Below are 17,304 nucleotides of genomic sequence, written 5' to 3' on the forward strand. Positions count from 1 at the left end.
GCGGACGGTGCGTGACTAGCCGCGCCCTTGCGGCAGATACGGCAGCGGATCGACCGGCTTGCCGTCGTGGCGCAGCTCGAAGCCCACCGACACGCGCGAGTTGTTTTCGTCGCCCATCTCCGCGATCTGCTGTCCTTGCCGAACGATGTCGCCGATCTTCACCAGCAGCTTGCGGTTATGCGAGTAGGCAGTCAGAAAGTCCTTGTTGTGTTGCACGATGATCAGACTGCCATAGCTGTTCAGACCCGTGCCGGCGTACATCACCTTGCCGTCGGCGGCGGCCCGGACTGGATCACCCGGCTTGCCGCCGATTTCGATGCCGCGCGTTTCGCCCGGCTGGAACGCTTCGACCACACGCCCGCCCGCCGGCCACGCCAGCGCGACGCGGTTCGCATGCCGCATGGTCTGCTGCGTGACTTCGCGCGCCTCTTCGGCCGTGGGTCTCGCCGCTGCGGGTTGTGCCGGGACCGTCGCCACGGCTGCCGATGATGATGACGCCTGCTGCGCCGCGAGCGAAGCGGCCGGCGCGGACGCCGCCGCTGCCTTGGCTGCGGCGGCGTTGGCTGCGTTAGCCGCATTGGCTGCATTGGCTGCATTAGCGGCATTCACCGCCCGCACCGTTTCCGGCGACGCGACATGCAGCACTTGCCCCAACTTCAGCCGCGACGATCCCTTCAATCCGTTCCACGCCTGCAGCTGTTTGACGCTGCAATGATGATGCTGCGCGATACGCGCCAGCGTGTCGCCACGCTTGACGCGATAGACGAGCGGCGGTGCTTTCCTGAGCGGCGTGCCTTCGTCGGCGCCGATCGGCAACTGCTTGCCCGCGGACGCGAGATCGGCAACCGACGCGCTCGCCGCCGGCACGCCGGAAGCCGCCGCCGCGCTCGCTGCCGCGCCACTCTGCGCGTCCTGCTGCCCCACGTTCGCACAACCGCTCATCGCCAGCGCGACCCACACGCCGGTCAGACTGGCCATCATCGTTCTGTCGAAACGCTTTCCCATCTTTGTCCGACTCCTGCGTTATTCATGGGTGGGCCGGATGCCGCGATGTCGCGTGCGAATCGCGCGATGACGCCGCGCGGACTCCTTCGACACGGCGAGGCCGCCTCGTGCGGCGCTCACCCGATGCCCTACCGGCTATCCCAACCCTTTAGCACTTTCCGGATGCCCGGCGCCCGGCGTCTCGCGACGAGCCAGAGTTCAGCAAAAAGAGCCCGATTGCCAATTAAAAATTCAGCGGAATTGTAAAGTGCGTTTTACTAAAATCGCGCCACCTCACACACTCTGATACAAATCTTGCGCATGTCCGCAAACCTCGTTGCAAATGCAACGTGTTCGAGCCGCGCAGGCCCCGTTCAGGGGCCTCGCGCGCGACTCCTGGCGTCACTGGCTGATTGCATGGAAATGCGCGCGGTGAGTCGCGCCCCGATCCGCACAAGCGCGCCTGAGCGCGTGCATGCGCGAGCATCGCGAACGGACGATACCGGTTGTTTTAACGGCAGATCGGCGCCGGAACTTGAATGACGTTATATCGCAAGCAACGGCGAGCGGTGAACGGACAGCCGGGCGGGCCCGGCCAACGGGATTACGGCCGTCCGTGTCGAGCAGATGCGGCCTAGCTGTAGTACTGCCCCTCGTACTTCACATAGCCCACCGGATGATGGGTGAAGTGCAGCACTGGCAGAACGGGATTGGAATTGTCGACGGTGGGATAGGCGCTGGCTTCGGAAATGTATTCGCCTTGCGCCTCGATTGGCTGCCCTGCCTGGAGGCCGGGGATTTCCTGCGCGAGCCCTTCGTTGTCGCCGAAACGCACGGCGACGAATACCTCGGTGCCCGCCAGGTTCTGCGTGCCGCCTTCGAACTTCAGCACCTTGTCGATCTTGATGACGAAGTGCTGATGATTGGCGCCGTGGTGGTTTTCCGGGCCTGCGAACACCTTGCTGATCGTGCCTTGTACACAGGCGAGCGGTGCGCCCAGCGATTGAACATAACGATGATGCGGGAGAATCTGCGTCGCGCGATTGTTCATGAAGTCTCCGTGAAAAGAAGCGTGGCTCATTGACGTGGCTTACTTACGTGGCTTACTTACGGCGAACCTGACACGTGACGCCGGGCGGCGTCAGCGCGATACCGTTTGAGCGAGCCATCGCATGGGAGTTCAGTGCGCGAATTCAGTGAGCAGGATGAGCAGCGCACGTGCTGGGAGAGCTGGCACGAACGCCACGCTTTCAGAAACCTTCGCAGACTGCGAGTCGGCGAGCCGGTGCCGGTGCCTGCTTTGCCGATGCTTGCCGATGCGTATGAGCGGCAAAGCGCGCGCGCCGGCGAAACCGTTCACCCAGCGCACCCATATGTTCACCGCGCGATTGCCGCAACCGGCTACGCGTCAAAAGCGGCCCGGCAACGGCCCGCTCAATGCCCGTCGTGCTCGCTGTCCAGATGCGCCATCTGCACTTCGTTGTACCGCTTGCCGGCCACGGCATCCGGCGGAATCGCCGCTTCGATGCGCGCGAGCTCCTCGGCGCTCAACGCCAGTTGGGCAGCGGCCAGTGCATCGGTCAACTGCGCGCGGCGACGCGCGCCCACCAGCGGCACGATGTCCTCGCCACGCGACAACGCCCACGCAATCGCCAGTTGCGCCGGGTTGGTGCCACGCGCATCGGCAATCGAACGCAGCGTATCGACCAGCGCGAGGTTGCGTTCGAGATTCTCGCCCTGGAACCGCGGGCTGACGCTGCGGAAATCTTTCTGCGCGCCACGCTCTTTCGACCACGTGCCGCTCAGCAAGCCCCGCGATAGCACGCCATAAGCCGTCACGCCAATGCCGAGTTCGCGGCACACCGGCAAGATGCCGGCTTCGATGCCGCGCGACATCAGCGAGTATTCGATCTGCAGATCGGCGATCGGTGCGACCGCCTGCGCGCGTCGCAGCGTCTGCACACCCACTTCCGACAGCCCGATCTGCCGCACGTAGCCGGCCTTCACGAGATCGGCGATCGCACCGACGGTCTCTTCGATCGGCACTGCCGGATCGAGCCGCGCGGGCCGGTAGATATCGATGTAATCAGTGCCAAGCCGCCGCAGCGAGTAAGCAAGAAAATTGCGCACCGCCACCGGCCGCGTATCCAGGCCGATCCAGCCGCCCGCCGGATCGCGCAGTCCGCCGAATTTCACGCTGATCACGGCGTTCTCGCGCTGGCGTCCTTGCAGTGCGTCGCGGATCAGCATTTCGTTGTGACCCATTCCGTAAAAGTCGCCGGTGTCGAGCAGCGTGATGCCGGCGTCGAGCGCCGCGTGAATCGTAGCAATGCTTTCGTCGCGGTCGGCCGGTCCGTAGAGATCGGACATGCCCATGCAGCCCAGGCCGATGGCGGAAACTCGCGGGCCCTGGCGGCCCAGTTGACGTGTATTCATGGCGTGCATTCCCAAGGTCGTTGGATTGCGTCGAGGAAGGCGCTGGACTGACCACGCCCGAACGGCATTCTGCGCCTCGCGGGCGCGGGAAGAAAGCCGTTCGTTTGGTCGGAATCGCGAGCGCGTGCCGCGATGGATGGCGGCGATGAAGTGCCGCTGCGCAGCGCGCCTAGAACTTATGCCGGATCGCCGCGCGCACCACGACCTGCTTGTTCGTCGATGACGGCGCCTGGGTGCCGGGGATGAACGCGAAGTCGAGAATCGAGAAGGTCTGGTCGCCCGTCACCTGCTGATATTCGCCCTGAATATAGACGTCGGTGCGCTTGGACAGGTTGTAGTCCGCCATCAGGCCGAACGAGTGGATGTGCGGCTTCACGCCGCCGTTCGAAGCGTCGTAGGTCTCCATCGTGTACACGTACTGCGCGCCGACGAACAGCACCGGCGAGATCTGATATTTGCCGTTGACCTCGAAGTTCTGATACTTCAGCGAGTTCAGCAGCACGCCCGGCGGCACGAGCGGCGTAATGCCGAGATAGCCGTTGCCGGTCGGGTTCAGATAGTTCGAGTTGGTGTAGACGAAGCCCGCCGTCGCCGGGCCGAAGGTGTAGGTGATGCCGCCGCCGAACACACGCATGCGCGCGGCGATGAAACCGGCGTCGTTCGCGGTGATCGCTCCGTTCGCGCCGTTGCCGGGATTGTCGGCCTGCAGATACGCGGCGGCCACCAGCAAGCCGGCATACGCGTACTGGCCGCCAATGCTGTACGCGCGATTGTTCGCGAAGCCGGTGGCGTTGCTGAAACTGTAGGTGCCGCCGAACTGGAAGCCGGCGATCGGGGGGCTGGTGTACTTGACCGTGTTGTCGAGGCGGAACGTATTGTCGGTGTTGTCGTTGTCGAGCGGGTGCGAGAACAGCGTACCGGCCCAGTTGCCGTTGGCCGTGGTCTGCGCCAGATAGTCGACCACCGAATCGTACTGGCGGCCGAAGGTCAGCGTGCCGTAAGGCGCCGAACTCAAGCCGACGAACGCCTGACGGCCGAACATCCGGCCGCCCTGCCCGAGCCGCCCGGAATTCAGGTCGAAGCCGTTCTCGAGTTGGAAGATCGCTTTCAGTCCGCCGCCGAGTTCCTCGTCGCCCCTCAGTCCCCAACGGCTGCCTTGCGCGAAGCCGCTCGCCAGTTCGTACACATGGCCGCGGCCGACGTTGTTCGTGTAGTTGATCCCTTCGTCGATCACGCCATACAGCGTGACGCTCGTCTGCGCGTTGGCGGGTGTGGCAAGAGTGGCAGACACAGCGGTGGAGACAGCCAGCGCGAACACTTGCTTGTTCATGAAGATCTCCCTGCACTCGAGTAATGGGACCACTCGATCTGGCCTCTTTGCTTTTCGCTTCTTTTCGCTTCTTTTTGCTTCTTCGCTTCTCTGCTCTTTCCCGGCGCTTCGGCATCCGGCTCTGGGTCCTCGCCGCGCTTTCGGAAATCCTCACACGCCGTTCGCTGGCCGTCCATTGGGGGACATGAGCATCGCTTAAAATGTTGCGAAATCTCCACTTCGCGCGACTGCCTCTTTTTTCCAGACGCGCGTTCAGGTAGGCGGCATCGCCGGCCGGGACTCGAATCGGGCGACGTGTCGCCGCGCCGGCGCCCTGCACGGTCCGCCGCCGCTTTGTCACAGAAAGAAATATAATCGGCGGCTTTTGCGGCAGTGCAGCGGAACTCCGGTGCCTTCGCAAGGGTCCTTTTTACTGCCCCCTGACACCGCGCCTCGCGAGGCCGGTCGAACGCGGCGAATCGGCCAGCGGGCCGAATGGGTCCTGGACCCGCCGCAGCACCCCATCCAATTTCAAAAGCCTTGTGAGACGCCTGCCGCGCTGCATCAGCGCGCCGTCGCACGGGGCTGCTTTTGGCGCAAACAATGCAACAATCGTCTTCCCGTCTGATCGAGCTGGACTTTTTCCGCGGACTGGTCCTGCTGATCATCGTCGTCGACCACATCGGCGGCAGCATTCTGTCGCGCGTCACGCTGCACGCGTACGCGTTGTGCGATGCCGCCGAAGTCTTCGTGTTCCTCGGCGGCTTCGCTACCGCGACGGCCTACGCGGCGCTCGCCGAGCGGCGCAACGAGACGATCGCGCGCAGCCGCTTCCTGCGGCGCTCGCTGGAGATCTATCGCGCGTTCCTCGTCACGGCCGGGCTGATGCTGCTGGTCAGCGCGGTGCTGAGCGCGTTCAGCATCGACGGGCCGAATCTCGCGACCACCGATCTCGACGATCTGATGACCGCGCCGGTCGCCGCGCTGCGCGACATCCTGCTGTTGCGCCGCCAGCCCTATCTGGCCTCCGTGCTGCCGATGTACGCATTCTTCGCGCTGCTCGTGCCGATGATCCTGCCGCTCGCGCGCAGCAAGCCGTGGCTGCTGCTGGCCGGCAGCGTCGCGCTGTGGGCCGGCGCGCCGATCATCGACGCCTACCTGCCCGCCGCGCCCGACATGCACTGGGACTTCAACCCGTTCGCGTGGCAGCTGTTGTTCGTGCTCGGCGTGCTCGCGCGCTGCCAGCCAGTCTATCAGCGCGTGAGCGCGCACCGGCTAGGCTGGATCATCAGTGTGCTGGCGTTCGCGGTGGTGGTCGCCGCCGCGTATTTCAAGCTGGTTATCGAACATGGGCCGCTTGCCAGCAGCATGAAGCAGAATCTGTCCTACCTGCGGGCGGTCAACTTCCTCGCCATCGCGTGGCTGGTCGCGAATCTGATCCAGCTCGGCTGGGCGAAGAAGCTCGCGCAATGGCTGCCGTGGATCGGGGTGATCGGGCGTAAGGGCTTGCTTTGCTTCATCGCCGGCGCCGTGATCTCGCTGGTGGTCGACTCCGTGCTGTATGCAGCCACCGACGGCTATCTGAACTACCCGCTCGGGCTGCTCGCCGACGCGATCGCCGTCGGCGCCCTGCTGCTCGTCGCGCTGGGCGTGGAGCCACTCAAGCGCTTTGTCGGGCGCGTCGTCGGCACGCGGCTTGGGACTTCGCCCTGAGCGGCGTGGTCAGCAGCAAGCGGTGAGCGGCAAGCGCAGCTCATACGCGCCGACAGCCAAGATCCGCCGTAGCCAATTCGTCGCAAATCCAACTCCGATGCTGATAGCATGACGGCCGCGCGCAAGCTCCGCGTCAGCCTACTACCGTGACATGCGTCTATTCCTACATTCCGCACTCGTGCTGCTAGCGCTCGCCGCCAACGCGCCGGCTTTCGCCAGCACCGTCATCAGCCGCAGCTTCCATTCCGAGGCGCTCGGGCGCGACTGGAACTACACGATCTATCTGCCGACCGGTTATCGCCAGGACGGCGCGCGCATTCCGGTGCTCTATCTCCTGCACGGCAACAACGGCGACGCCAACGACTGGCTCACCCAGGGCCACCTGCAAAGCGCCGCCGACGCGCTGATCGAGCGCAAGGACATCCCGCCCGTGGCGATCGTGATGCCGCAAGGCGGCACGGACTGGTACGTCGACCGCAAGGAGAAGATGGAGACCGCGTTCTTCGACGATCTGCTGCCCGAGATCGAGGCGCACTACGCGGTGTCGACGCAGCGTGGCGCAAGGATGATCGGCGGTGTGTCGATGGGCGGCTTCGGCGCGCTGCGCTACGCGCTGACGCAACCGGAGCTGTTCTGCGGCGCGCTGCTGCTGAGCCCGGCGATCTACCCGAACGAACCGCCACGCGGGTCGGCCGCGCGCCACGTCGGCGTATTCGGCGACCGGCAGTTCGATCCGCGTATCTGGCACGAGCTCAACTATCCGGCGCAGTGGGACCGTTACATGAGCCGGCCGTATCGCCTGCCGATGTTCATCGCCTCGGGCGACGACGACCTCGCGATCCAGGCCGACGCGTCCACGCTGTACACGCATCTTCGGCTGGCGGGCAATCCGGCGGCGCTGCGCATCGTCGACGGCGGCCACACCTGGGATGTCTGGAGCGCGCTGCTGCCCGCCGCGTTGAAATACACGCTGGGCTGCGTGAAGCCGCCGGCGCTGGAACATCCGTCGAATCAGCGGCCGTGAGCGGGCGGATGCGCAGCCGGCATTCGCAGCGCGCGCGGCGTGCGCCTGAAAACCGCATGAAAAAACCGTCCGCCTAACGCACGAGATCGGTCCACAACACCATCAGCACCGTCATCAGCGCGGGGCCGATGAAGATGCCGAGCAGCCCGAACGTCTCGGCCCCGCCGAGAATGCCGAACAGCACGAGCAGGAACGGCAGCCGCGTCGAGTTGCCGATCAGCACCGGCCGCACGAAGTGCTCGGCGACGAACACCACCACCGAGCCGAACAAAACCAGTCCGACGGCCGCGGCCACCGAGCCTTGCGCGAGCAGCCACAGCGCGGCAAGGCCGAACGTGATCGGCGCGCAGAACGGCAGCATCGCGGCAATCGCGGTGACGAAGCCGAGCAGCGCGACATGCGGCAAGCCAGTCACGAAGTAGGCAACGCCCAGCAGCGCCCCCTCGCCGAGCCCGACCACCACCAGCCCGGACACCGTGCCGCGCACCGCCGCGGCCATCCGTTGCATGAGGTCGGCGCCGTCGTCGCCGAAACCGCGCCGCACGGCCTTGATCAGCGAGCCGGACAGACGCGGCCCCGCCTGGAAGATCACGAACAGCGTGACCAGCATGAACACGAACACCATCACTGCATGCAGCGCGCGCGCCCCGAAGCGGCGGCCGAGCATCATCGCCGTGGTGCTGTGCAGCCCCTTCATCGCCGCCGAATCGCGCAGCGGCTGGGCGAGGTTGGCCTGCCACCACGCTGAAATCTGCTGCGCGCCGAACGGCAGACGCTCGATGAAGTCCGGCAGCGCGATACCGGTTTCCCGCGCGCCCTTGAACCAATCGTTCAGGTCGTGCGCCTCGCGCAGCGCCTGGGCGATGCCGATGCCGACCGGCAGCACCACCAGCAGCGCAATCACGAGCGTGAGCAGCGCGGCGATCAGCGTCGTGCGGCCGGTGAACCAGCGGTTGCCCTCGACCTTGCGCAACAGCGGCCACAGCGCGATCGCGACCACGCCGGCCCACGCGACCACCGCGATGAAATCGCGCACGACCCACAGCGCCAGCAGCACCAGGCCGATGTACAGCACGAGCGAGGCCGCCCGCTGTTTTTTCAGACGATCGGCTGGGCTGGGCCGTTCGGCGGGGTTATCGGGTGGGCGTGAAATCATGTGAGCTCTAGTCTTTTTGGAGAGGTGCGCGCGAGCCGACCGCAAAACTGCAAACCCGCTACACTTGCGCGCACGGTCGGTTCATCGACAGCCACATCTTAAAGGAAGCGCCGCCGCGCCTTGGCAGACGGCGCTTTCGTCGCGCTGTGGACAACACTGCGTTGCAAAAATGCGCACTATTAAAAAGTTACATAATAAATGCTGCTAACGCCCGTCATTTCGGGCGATCGTAAATGTCAAGCGGCATTGTTGCTATTTGGGGAACAGTGTTTCAACCGCGGCAGAATGGCTATCCCGCGCTCGCAGGACTACATTCGGCTCTCGACAATACGGAGCCGATGATGATGACCTTAGAGTCCATCCCCCTTGACGGTACCAATGGCGTACGCATCGAAATTCTCGAGCGCTCCGACACGACGCTGGTGATCCGCTGGGTCGAGCCGGGACGCTGTCATTACGGCGAGCAGCGCTGGCGGCGCAGGTCCGCGCATACGTCGGGCACCTGCGCGGTGTCACGCCGCAAGATCCGCCGCGGCGACGCGGTGTTCAAGCCGGCGGAACGGCCGGCGCCGTCCAATGCTTCCGCGATGATCTGCGCCGAGATTCTGGGCGCGCTGGCAGAAGCCGCCTGACGCGGCGGATCGCCGGGCTTGCCGCTTGGGCCATGTTTCGAACCCGCCTGACGATGCTTCGACCACGCTTTGACCACCCTTCGAGCACGCTTCGACCACGCCCGGAACCCGCTTCGATCCTTCTGATCCCACATTGACCTTTTTGCGCTGACTTTTTGCCGGCATCCTTGCCGGCGGCGCACGGCGCACAAAGCGCGCACCCGCCCCGCAAGCCATACCTCGCACGAAGCGCACCCGGTCACGAGCTGGCCGCGCAACCGCGGCTCCCGCACCCTTCGATTGCCGCTCTGCGCCGCGTGCGCCAGGGTGGACCTCGCCGCCCGCCTGCGCTAAGGTGGACCTCACTGCGTGAAATCAACCGCCCGCACTCCGCGCGACGGTCACGACCCGCCTTTCCACCATCGCGCCGCGTCCGTTGCGGCGCCGTTTGAGGGCCCACCATGGCAGAAGACACGGCGCAAACCCGCCCGGCATCGGCGCCTCCCGCTCCCCCCGCTGTTCCCGTCGCACCCCAGCAATTTTCCCTTGACGTCCTGCTCGAAAAATACGCGAAGGGCGCCGAGCAATCGGCCGACGACGTTTTCAGCCGCGTCGCGCGCGGCGTCGCCGAGGCGGAGCCGCCGCAGCTGCGCGAATCGGTGGAAGCGCTGTTCGTCGACAATCTGCGGCACGGCGCGCTCGGCGCCGGCCGCATCATGAGCGCGGCGGGCACCGGCATCGCCGCCACGCTGATCAACTGCTTCGTGCAGCCGGTCGGCGACGCGATCCAGGGCGTCGACGAACAGGGCCTGCCCGGCATCTACGTCGCGCTGCTGCAGGCGGCCGAAACCATGCGCCGCGGCGGCGGCGTCGGCTACAACTTCTCCGCGATCCGGCCCAAGGGCGCGCGCGTGCACACCACCAGTTCGTCGGCGTCCGGGCCGTGCAGCTACATGGACGTGTTCGACGCCTCGTGCCGCACCGTCGAAAGCGCCGGCTCGCGGCGCGGCGCGCAGATGGCCGTGCTCGATTGCGACCATCCTGACCTGCTCGAATTCATCGAGGCCAAGCATTCGAAGGGCCGCTGGAACAACTTCAACGTGTCGGTGGGCGTCACCGATGAATTCATGCGCGCGGTCGAACAGGATCAGCCGTGGCAACTGGTGCATCGCGCCGACCCGTCGCCGGCGCTGCGCTCGGCCGGCGACGTGCGGCAACGCGAGGACGGCCTGTGGGTTTACAGCGAGCGGCCCGCCCGCGAGATCTGGGATCGCATCATGCGCTCCACTTACGACATCGCGGAACCGGGCATCGTGTTCATCTCGCGGATGAATGAGGACAACAATCTGCGCGCCGTCGAAACCATTCGCGCCACCAACCCGTGCGGCGAGCAACCGCTGCCGGCGTATGGCTGCTGCAATCTCGGGCCGTTGAATCTGACGCGCTTCGTGGTCGATCCGTTCGCGCAGATGCAAGGCCGCCAGCCCTCGTTCGACTGGGACGGCCTCGCGCTGCGCACCCGCACCCAGGTGCGCTTTCTCGACAACGTGCTCGACGTGACGCTGTGGCCGCTGCCGCAGCAATACGAGGAGTCGCGCGCGAAGCGGCGCATCGGCGTGGGCTTCACCGGACTCGGCGACACGCTCGTGATGCTGGGCTTGCGCTACAACTCGCAGGAAGGCCGCGACTTTGCCGTGCGCATTGCGCGGCTGATGCGCGACGAAGCGTATCAGGCGTCGGTGGAACTGGCGAAAGAGCGCGGCGCGTTTGCCCTCTTCGACGCCGATCGCTATCTGGAGGCCGGCACCTTTGCGTCGCGCCTGCCCGAGGACATCAAGCAGGCGATCCGCCGCGACGGCATCCGCAACAGCCATTTGCTGTCGATCGCGCCGACCGGCACCGTGAGCCTCGCGTTCGCGGACAACGCGTCGAACGGCATTGAGCCGCCCTTCTCGTGGACCTACACGCGCATGAAGGTGATGGCCGACGGCGGGCGCGAATCGTTCGATGTGGAGGACTACGCGTACCGGCTCTATCGCGAACTCGGCGGCGACGTCGGCAAGCTGCCGGACTATTTCGTCAGCGCGCTGCAGATGTCGGCGCGCGATCACCTCGACATGATGGCCGCCGTGCAGCCTTACGTGGACACGTCGATTTCGAAGACGGTGAACGTGCCCGCGGACTATCCGTTCGAAGCGTTCGAAAGTCTCTATTTCGACGCGTGGAAGAGCGGCCTCAAGGGCCTCGCGACGTACCGGCCGAACGAGACGCTCGGCGCGGTGCTCAGCGTGAGCCCGTCGCAAGCGGACGACACGCTCGCCGAGAGCGACCTCGATCCGCTGCGCATCGCGATCGACCATCGGCCCAAAGGCGAATTGCCGGCGATCATCGAGAAGGTCGAATATCTGACGCAGGCCGGCAAGAAGTCGCTCTACGTGGCGGTATCGTTTATCGAGGTGACCGGACGCCTGGGCGGTGAGGACGTGACGATCGAGCGGCCTATCGAGTTCTTCATACCCACCGGCCAGCGCGACGAATCGCAGCAATGGATCACGGCGACGATGCGCTCGCTGTCGCTCGCCGCGCGCGGCGGGTTTGTCGCGCGCAATTTGCAGGACATGCGCAAGGTCTCGTGGGATCGCGGGCAGGTCCGGCTCGGCGACGTGCAACGTCTGGACGGGCATCGCGCGCCGCGCTGGCACGATTCGGAAGTGGCCGCGCTCGCGTTTGCGATCCAGCAGATTCTGCATCGGCGCGGCTTTCTCGACGCCGAAGGCAATCAGGTGGCCTCGCGTTTGCTGGCGCGTTTGCCGCGCGGGCAGATGAAGGCGGAGACGGCTTTGTCGGCGGATTTCGGCCTCCGTGCGCATCCCGCCGAGGCCGATGACGACGCCACGTTGACGCAGCCCGGCGGTGCGCACGGACTATTCACGATGCTTGGGCGCAAGTGCGGGTCGTGCGGTGCGAATGCGGTGATTCGCAAGGATGGGTGCGATTTCTGCACGGCGTGTGGAGAAGTCGGCGCGTGCGGATAAGCTGCCTGCCTGCGAACCCGGCGAGCGCGCCGCGCGCGGTCGCCAACCGGCTAGCCGAGGGCGAACCGCCGCCGCGCGAGCCCCCGCGCTGATCGAGCTGAGCGCGTGCGGCACGACCGCGCGGCCATGCGAGGCCGCGCTTTATCCGACTCTCGCGTAATAGAGATTCTGCGGGTGCTTCGCTTCGGCGAAGAAAAACCATCGTTCCGCGACGAGCCCCGCGTACTGCACGAGACAGGCTGCGGCCAGCAGGCCGAGCGAGACGCCGATCGAATGCAGGTTCGCGCCGAGCGCCATCAGCACGACCGGCGCGACGAACGCGGCGGCGAGGAAACCCCATTTGACGTCACGCAGCGTCCGCGCCGATTGCCCATGAAAGAACTCGCGCAGATTGAACGCGCCGGCGGTGAAGCCGCGCGACACCTGCACGAGCTTCGGATTGTGGATGCCGGTCGCGCTCTGCACCGTCGACTTCGGCCGCAGGCGCGCATTGCGCACGAGCGACGCCGAGCGGCTCGCGCAGCCCGCAAGCGTCAGCACGCAGGCGCAGATCGCGAGCCCCACGGTCAACCCGGGCGCGCACCACGCGCTCAGCGCCGTGGCCAGCGTGAAGCCCGACGCGCAGCCGAGCAGCACGAAGTTGACCAGTGTGAGCGGCGTCGCCCATTCCTGCAGGAAGCGCAGGCACGCGTAGATCATCGCGGTGCAGACGAACAGCGTCGCGCTCGCCAGCACGCCGAGCCAGCCGAGCGCGAGTGACCACGGCGAACCGAACCAGTGCGCGACGCCGTAGCAAAACGCGCAGGCGAGAAACGCGGGCAGACACAGGCATTCGCGCGACAGCCACGAGGTTCGCCACATCGCTATCGCGCGCCAGGCGCGCTCGGGATGACCGAGATGGAAAAACGACGCGAGCAGTCCGAGTCCGCCCAACAGCACCGACACCACACTGCCGATGATGTAAAACGCCACCGGGGGCGGCGCGAGCAAACCCAGTTGGGCCGCGCTCTCCACGCCGACGAGCGCGATCAGGAGGCCTTGGGCCGCGCCGCTTAAAGTAGTGAGGAACACTACGGAAAATGCCGGATTCATTGTGAGGTCCTGTGGGTTCGCTAGATGCGCGTCGCCATCGACGCGAGATGGAGTTTGCCGCTCTCGAGTTGCGCGTCGAGCGAAGCTGGCGCGTCAGCCGCGCCGGCTGCCTTGCACGAACACGCGTCGCCACCGCAGCCTGAAGCCACAGTGGGCACGCGCGGCAGATAGTGATTCGCGGGCCGGGTGTTCCACTCGGGCATCAATTGATAACCGCCGCGCTCCTCGATCGCTTTCGACACTACCGACTGCGGGTCGTGAATGTCGCCGAACAGCCGCGCCGAGGTTGGGCACGCCAGCACGCAAGCCGGCTGCCGGTCGCGCTCGGAGAGATTTTCATCATGGATCCGATCGACGCACAGCGTGCACTTGGTCATTTCCTTGCGCGCCTCGTCGAGCTCGCGCGCGCCGTACGGACAGGCCCACGCGCAATACTTGCAGCCGATGCAGCGGTCGAAATCGACCAGCACCAGGCCGTCCTCCTTGCGCTTGTAGCTCGCGCCGGTCGGACAGACCGGCACGCATGGCGGGTCCTCGCAGTGCAGACACGATTTTGGAAAGTGGATCGTCTCGGCATTCGGGAAACTGCCGGCTTCGAAGGTCTGCACGCGATTGAAGAAAGTGCCGGACGGGTCCGCATCGTACGGGTTCAGGTCGGCGAGACTGCCCGATTCGCCCGACGTGTTCCACTCCTTGCAACTCGTCACGCACGCCTGGCACCCCACGCACACGTTCAGATCGATCACCAATGCCATCTGGGTCATCAAAAGCTCCTTGCTGCTGTCGACACTGACAGCGCCTGCGCCGCGATCGCTACAACCCTCGCAGCCACCTTCCCTGCAACCATCGCCGCCATCGTGCCTCGCTACTTGCGCCGGTTCGCGCCGCGCAGGCGGGCGGCGAACTCGCCGCGTCCCGCGAAGTAGGTCTGCACGATCCGCGAGATCACGCCGTTCGATCCCGGCAGCGCGGGCATCGCCGCGAACTGGGGCAGCGTGTGCCGCGCATCCGCCTCAGCCGGATAGATGCGCACGCGCACGTCGTACCACGCGGCCTGGCCGGTCACCGGATCGGAGTTCGACATCCGCGAGGCCGCCTGGTCGTGGCCGGGCAGTTCGTCGGTGATCAGGTGATTGAGCAGGAAGCCGCGCCGCGCTTCGTTCGCGCCCGGGCCGAGATTCCACGCGCCCGCCGCCTTGCCGATCGCGTTCCACGTCCACACCGTGCCCGGCTCCACGGTCTCGCTGAAGCGCGCCATGCAGCGCACGCGGCCCCATTGCGACTCGGCGTAGATCCAGCTGCCGTCGGCAATGCCGTGTTCGGCGGCCATCAGCGGATTCATGTACAGATAGTTTTCGCCGTGAATCTGCCGCAGCCATGCGTTTTGCGAGTCCCACGAGTGGTACATCGCCATCGGCCGTTGCGTCACCGCGGCGAGCGGGAAGCGCTCGAGATCGGTGGCCGCGCTTTCGAGCGGCGCGTACCAGAACGGCAGCGGGTCGAAATACTTTTCCACGCGTTCGCGCAAATGCTCCGGCGGCTGCCTGCCGCTCGTGCGCCCTTGCGCGGCGAGCCTGAACTTCTGCATCACATCGGAGTAAAGCTGGATCAGGATCGGCTCGCTGAATTTGCGAAGGCCGTTGCTGACCGCCCACTCGAGGTACGGTCCGTTGCAGTTGCGCATGTACTGCAAGGTTTCGGGCAGCCGGTAATGGAACACGCAATTGTTCTTCGCGTACTGCTCCCATTGCCGTGGATTCGGCTCGCCCACCAGCGCCTTGTCGCCGTCCTTGCCGCGCCAGCCCATCAGAAAGCCCACGCCGGAGTCCGGCGCGGTCGTGTGATTGATGATGAAGTCGGGATAGTCGCGAAAGCGCCGCGCGCCGTCGGCCGTGGTGAACGCGGGGAACTTCAGCCGCGACGCGAGTTCGATCAGCACTTCCTGGAACGGCTTGCACTCGCCCGTGGGCGGCACGACCGGCACACGCACCGAATCCACCGGGCCGTCGAATTCGGAGATCGGCCGGTCGAGCATCGACATCGCATCGTGCCGTTCGAGGTAGGTCGTGTCCGGCAGGATCAGATCGGCGAACGCGGTCATCTCCGACTGGAACGCGTCGCACACCACCAGAAACGGGATCTTGTACTCGCCGTTCGCGTGCCTGTCGGCCAGCATCTCGCGCACTTTCATCGTATTCATCGACGAATTCCACGCCATGTTGGCCATGAAAATCATCAGCGTGTCGATCGGATACGGATCGCCGCGCCACGCGTTGGTGATCACGCTGTGCATCAGGCCGTGCACGGCGAGCGGATATTCCCACGAGAACGCCTTGTCGATTCGCACCGGGCCGCCGTGTTCGTCGATGAACAGATCCTCGGGCGCGGCGGGCCAGCCGAGCGGACCGGTGGCGAGCGGCGTGTTCGGCTTGACGGCATTGGGGCTGTTCGGCGGCTTGGCCGACGGCGGCACTGCGCGCGGGAACGGCGACTTGTGGCGAAAGCCGCCGGGACGATCGATCGTGCCGAGCAGCGACATCAGCACGGCGAGCGCGCGGATCGACTGGAAGCCGTTGGAGTGCGCGGCGAGTCCGCGCATCGCGTGAAAGGCGACCGGGTTGCCGCTGACCGTTTCGTGCGTCTCGCCCCACGCGTCGGTCCAGCGGATCGGCAGCGTGATGCGATGCTCGCGGCTCGTCTGGATCATTTCGCCGGCGAGGCGGCGAATCGTGTCCGCCGCGATGCCGGTGATGGCGGCGGCCCACTCGGGCGTGCAGTCGGCCACGCGCTCGCGCAGCAACGCGAACGACGGCGTGACGGGCGTGCCGTCGTCGAGCGTATAGCGGCCGTCGAGCGCGGGCGTCACGCCGCTCGCGTGATGCGGCACCGCGCGCCCGGCTTGCGCATCCCACCACAGATGATTCTGCGGAAACAGCGGATTGCCGGCCGGCCGCTGCGGATCGCGCACGAACAGCCCGAAGTTTTCGCTGGCCTCGTCGAGATCGACGAGTTCCGCCGCGTTCGTATAGCGGCGCACGAACTCGTGATCCCACGCGTCGGCGGCAATCAGTTCGTGCAGGAACGCCATGAACAGCGCGCCGTCGGTGCCGGGTTTGATCGGCACCCACTCGTCGGCAATCGCCGCGTAGCCGGTACGGATCGGATTGATCGCGATGAACCGGCCGCCCGCGCGCTTGAACTTCGAGATTGCGATTTTCAGCGGATTCGAATGATGGTCCTCCGCCGTGCCGATCATGAAGAACAGTTTGGCGCTGTCCAGATCCGGGCCGCCGAATTCCCAGAACGAGCCGCCTATCGTGTAGATCATGCCGGCCGCCATGTTGGCCGAGCAGAAGCCGCCGTGCGCGGCGTAGTTAGGCGTACCGAACTGCTTCGCGAAGAGGCCGGTCAGCGCCTGCATCTGGTCGCGGCCGGTGAAGAGTGCGAATTTTTTCGGATCGGTGCTGCGGATCGCGCCGAGGCGCTTTTCGAGTACGTCGAAAGCGACTTCCCACGACACCGGCTCGAACTGTGCGCTGCCGCGTTCAGCGCCGGGCTTGCGCATCAGCGGCTGGGTCAGGCGCGCGGGCGAGTACTGCTTCATGATGCCCGAGGCGCCCTTCGCGCAAATCACGCCCTGGTTCAGCGGATGCTCCGGGTTGCCGTCGATGTAGCGCACCTCGCCGTCACGCAGATGCACGCGAATGCCGCAGCGGCAGGCGCACATGTAGCAGGTGGTGGTCTTGATGTCGAGCCGTTCGTTCTGCGTGCGGGGGTGGTGTTCCATACGGAATCTCCGTCACTGCTGGGAGGGTGTCAAAGCGGGATGCAATGACGACCATCCTATGCGCACCGGCCTCAGAAGAGAAATCGCGATTTGCGAGAGAAACTATAGGCGGCGCTGATAGTTTCTGACTGGCTTTCAGTTGGAGGCTTTTTTTCAA

At 65.6% G+C, this 17,304-nt stretch carries 12 protein-coding genes; 4 read left to right on the forward strand and 8 right to left on the reverse strand.

From position 1 onward, the window contains the following. Positions 1-15 precede the first annotated feature (15 nt). The 4 genes from FVF58_RS24415 to FVF58_RS24430 form a co-directional block, all read right to left on the reverse strand. On the reverse strand, positions 16-1,005 hold the full coding sequence (locus FVF58_RS24415) for a peptidoglycan DD-metalloendopeptidase family protein (RefSeq protein WP_149672398.1): 990 nt from the start codon (positions 1,003-1,005) through the stop codon (positions 16-18). A gap of 613 nt (positions 1,006-1,618) precedes the next feature. Then, positions 1,619-2,035: a hypothetical protein gene (locus tag FVF58_RS24420; RefSeq protein ID WP_149672399.1), complete on the reverse strand. Its 417-nt coding sequence runs from the start codon at positions 2,033-2,035 to the stop codon at positions 1,619-1,621. A gap of 383 nt (positions 2,036-2,418) precedes the next feature. Next, a complete protein-coding gene (locus FVF58_RS24425) occupies positions 2,419-3,420 on the reverse strand; it encodes an aldo/keto reductase (RefSeq protein WP_149672400.1) in 1,002 nt (333 codons plus the stop codon). A gap of 169 nt (positions 3,421-3,589) precedes the next feature. Further along, a complete protein-coding gene (locus FVF58_RS24430) occupies positions 3,590-4,750 on the reverse strand; it encodes a porin (protein WP_149672401.1) in 1,161 nt (386 codons plus the stop codon). Positions 4,751-5,332: 582 nt separating this feature from the next. On the opposite strand from FVF58_RS24430, the gene FVF58_RS24435 reads away from it, so the two are divergent. Together FVF58_RS24435 and FVF58_RS24440 are read left to right on the forward strand one after the other, a co-directional pair. Beyond that, the gene (locus FVF58_RS24435) at positions 5,333-6,442 is read left to right on the forward strand and encodes an OpgC domain-containing protein (RefSeq protein ID WP_149672402.1); all 1,110 of its coding nucleotides are present in this window, start codon (positions 5,333-5,335) and stop codon (positions 6,440-6,442) included. Positions 6,443-6,593: 151 nt separating this feature from the next. Next, on the forward strand, positions 6,594-7,466 hold the full coding sequence (locus FVF58_RS24440; protein WP_149672403.1) for an alpha/beta hydrolase: 873 nt from the start codon (positions 6,594-6,596) through the stop codon (positions 7,464-7,466). Between the two features lie 73 nt (positions 7,467-7,539). Here the strand turns inward: FVF58_RS24440 and FVF58_RS24445 are convergent, their stop codons facing one another. Continuing rightward, positions 7,540-8,622: an AI-2E family transporter gene (locus FVF58_RS24445; protein ID WP_149672404.1), complete on the reverse strand. Its 1,083-nt coding sequence runs from the start codon at positions 8,620-8,622 to the stop codon at positions 7,540-7,542. 344 nt (positions 8,623-8,966) lie between these two features. On the opposite strand from FVF58_RS24445, the gene FVF58_RS24450 reads away from it, so the two are divergent. Both FVF58_RS24450 and FVF58_RS24455 read left to right on the forward strand, forming a co-directional pair. Further along, positions 8,967-9,254 carry a DUF3331 domain-containing protein gene (locus FVF58_RS24450; RefSeq protein WP_094779583.1) on the forward strand — a complete coding sequence of 96 codons (288 nt, stop codon included), beginning with the start codon at positions 8,967-8,969 and terminating at the stop codon, positions 9,252-9,254. A gap of 440 nt (positions 9,255-9,694) precedes the next feature. Then, positions 9,695-12,268 (forward strand): adenosylcobalamin-dependent ribonucleoside-diphosphate reductase, encoded by a 2,574-nt coding sequence (locus FVF58_RS24455; RefSeq protein ID WP_149672405.1) that lies wholly within the window; start codon positions 9,695-9,697, stop codon positions 12,266-12,268. Between the two features lie 141 nt (positions 12,269-12,409). On the opposite strand, the gene FVF58_RS24460 is transcribed toward FVF58_RS24455, so the two are convergent. The 3 genes from FVF58_RS24460 to FVF58_RS24470 all read right to left on the reverse strand — a co-directional run bounded on the left by FVF58_RS24460 (position 12,410) and on the right by FVF58_RS24470 (position 17,147). Further along, positions 12,410-13,360, reverse strand: coding sequence for a dimethyl sulfoxide reductase anchor subunit family protein (locus tag FVF58_RS24460; RefSeq protein ID WP_149672406.1), 951 nt, complete (start codon positions 13,358-13,360; stop codon positions 12,410-12,412). Between the two features lie 20 nt (positions 13,361-13,380). Next, positions 13,381-14,124, reverse strand: a complete 744-nt coding sequence (locus FVF58_RS24465) for a 4Fe-4S dicluster domain-containing protein (RefSeq protein ID WP_149672407.1) — start codon at positions 14,122-14,124, stop codon at positions 13,381-13,383. A gap of 101 nt (positions 14,125-14,225) precedes the next feature. Continuing rightward, positions 14,226-17,147, reverse strand: a complete 2,922-nt coding sequence (locus FVF58_RS24470; RefSeq protein ID WP_149672408.1) for a molybdopterin-dependent oxidoreductase — start codon at positions 17,145-17,147, stop codon at positions 14,226-14,228. Between the last annotated feature and the right edge of the window lie 157 nt (positions 17,148-17,304).

Origin of the sequence: Paraburkholderia panacisoli (genome assembly GCF_008369935.1) — a bacterium.
Taxonomy (GTDB): Bacteria; Pseudomonadota; Gammaproteobacteria; order Burkholderiales; family Burkholderiaceae; genus Paraburkholderia; species Paraburkholderia panacisoli.